Source organism: Eubacterium aggregans (assembly GCF_900107815.1).
Taxonomy (GTDB): domain Bacteria; phylum Bacillota; class Clostridia; order Eubacteriales; family Eubacteriaceae; genus Eubacterium_O; species Eubacterium_O aggregans.
Window position 1 is genome coordinate 1 of sequence record NZ_FNRK01000054.1, and the last position, 2,509, is coordinate 2,509.

Consider the following 2,509-nt stretch of genomic DNA (forward strand, 5'->3'; position numbering starts at 1 on the left):
ATTGATTGCACTCGGTCCGGAAACAGCGCACTCGTTTTCCGGATAGGGTGATCTCAATCATCGGAAAGCATGCACAATTACATTGGAATACTCACATTTTGCATAATCATAAGATAATTCACTTTAAAAATCACATTCTTAAGTCTTAATTTATGATATTATATTGATAATATAATATAGAAGGAAAAAAAATGATTTTTATATTAATTAGTTTTGTTGTAAAATACTTGATTACTTTTATGATTTTTGATACGCTCTCTTCCCCGAAGGAAATTCGTCAATCATTCATATTTTATGTTTATCTAACACTCATACCAATATTATTTACATATCTTCTTTTTTACCAACATATTAGTCCAATCAGTTCTTTTATATTGACTGTTTTTAGTATTTCATTAATATCTTTCTTTTATAAGGATAGTATAAAAATGCGCTTATTCACTATTCTTATTTCTGTAATAATTACAGGAGTCGCAGAATTGTTAGCCACAGTTATTCTTGTTCAATTAGATGTATCTACTACCTACTTAGACTCCAATACTAACTATGCCTTTTCGTCGGTTTTAATTCTATTTAGCAGTTTTATAATGCTCATTCTTATAACTTTGATAAAAAGAACTAAACGTAAAGAATTCTCAATATGGCAAAAGAATCTAATTTACATTTATCCAATTACCTCCATCATCATCATGATTCTTCTCGTTTGGACGGTTTTCCGAGAAACAAATATGACCATCAAATATTCTTTATGTTTTGTAATAATCATTCTTATCTTTGTTTCTAACGTTTTTCTTATCAATATTGTCCGAAACATGCTGAACTTTGAGCTTGAAAAGCAACATTATTCTTTTTTAAAAAAATATATAACACTTAAAAAAGAACACCAACAGGATGTCGCCCAGGAATACCACAATCTTCGTAAAACTCGACATGATATGAAGGCAAGCTACACACATCTTTTAGGGTTAGTTCAGGGAAAGAAAATGGAGGAATGTGAAAATGTTCTGCTTCAGCTTTTAGAAAACTCGCAGAGCCAGGACCGGCTAGTCCTTACTGGATATGAAGGATTAGACGCTGTCCTCTCCTCAAAGATTCAAGCAGCAAAGGATAAAGGCATTGCTGTTGAATCGACCATTGCCCTTCTGGGGAAAGAAAGCCTTTTTGTCGATGAAATAGATATTTCCTTTATTTGCGCAAACCTTCTTGATAATGCTATTGAAGCTACAGAAATTAGTTTAATAAACCATCCTAAAATTGTGTTTACCGTTAAATACGATACCGATCTTTCCTGTCTGAGGATTTACTGTGAAAACCCAACCATTCACACATCATTAGAAAAGACGACCAAGAAAGATACCCAAAACCATGGTTTTGGCTTGTCTACCATCCAGGAAATTGCAGAGCATTATAATGGACTGGCCAATTATAACATCATGGATGGATACTTCACCATTATCGTTACCTTAGAAAATATCTCACCGCGAAAGGAGCAAAAAAATGTTAAACATTATAATTTGTGATGATGACCCAGCCTTTGTAACGACTTTAGAAACACAAGTTAACGTTTTTTTACAGAAACAGAATATAGAGCCCAATTTCATAAGATTTTACTCTGGTGAGGATCTTCTGAATTGGTATCTTTCCGATTCTGCCTCCCCTCAACCTAAAGAAGTTGATTTTCTTTTTATCGATGTCGAAATGCCACCGGGACGCAACGGGCTCGAAACCATTACGGAATTGCGAAAAAGGAGGGTAAACTGCATTGTATTTTTTGTGTCCAGCCACTCACAATACATGATTGATACCTATGAGCTCAATACCTTTCAGTATGTTCTAAAACCCTTGGACCCCCATCGATTGGAACAGGCCCTTTTACGGGGCGTAAACTCCTGGAAAAAGCAAAAAACCAAGCTTTTTCTGGATGTTGACCAAAAGCACATCGCCCTCCCCTATGATGACATCATCATGATTGAATCCCTAAATCGAAAAACTTCAATTTACACCCTTACCAACAAATACATTACCAGAGAAAAAATCTCTAATCTTGAAAAGATGCTGCTGCCCTTTCATTTTCTAAAAACCCATCGCAGCTTTATCATCAATATGGACCGGGTTCTCTTTTACAAAGGCTACCAGTTCCATTTACAAAAAGGCTATCTTGCGGATATTAGCTATCGGCAACGGGCAGAGATTATCCGAAAATATGAGGCTTATGCCTTTCAGCGTGGGATTTAAAAAACAGCCAGGTTTCACGATACGTGTGAAACCTGGCTGTTTTTTGATCTGTCCTAATCAAAACCATTTCTGAATACAGAAGGACATTTTAAAACGAGCGCGATAGTTTGGACCTTTAGCCGTATTACTCATAATCTTAAAATCTGACAGTATTTCACGACTATTGGGGTCACTATTCCGGGCAGTCTTTATCTCGTTTATCGAAATATAATGGTCTCATAAATTAAGACATTTTTTCAGACGGATATTAATGAATCTGATATACTAAAAAGAG

2 protein-coding genes are annotated in these 2,509 nt (G+C 35.2%); both read left to right on the plus strand.

Annotated elements, in window-relative coordinates; translation table 11 throughout:
* Positions 1-428: 428 nt before the first annotated feature.
* Positions 429-1,520: a GHKL domain-containing protein gene (locus BLW33_RS13860; protein ID WP_176966747.1), complete on the plus strand. Its 1,092-nt coding sequence runs from the start codon at positions 429-431 to the stop codon at positions 1,518-1,520.
* Positions 1,498-2,235, plus strand: coding sequence for a LytR/AlgR family response regulator transcription factor (locus BLW33_RS13865; RefSeq protein WP_090310061.1), 738 nt, complete (start codon positions 1,498-1,500; stop codon positions 2,233-2,235). Before BLW33_RS13860 ends, BLW33_RS13865 begins: the two co-directional genes overlap by 23 nt.
* Positions 2,236-2,509: the final 274 nt, after the last annotated feature.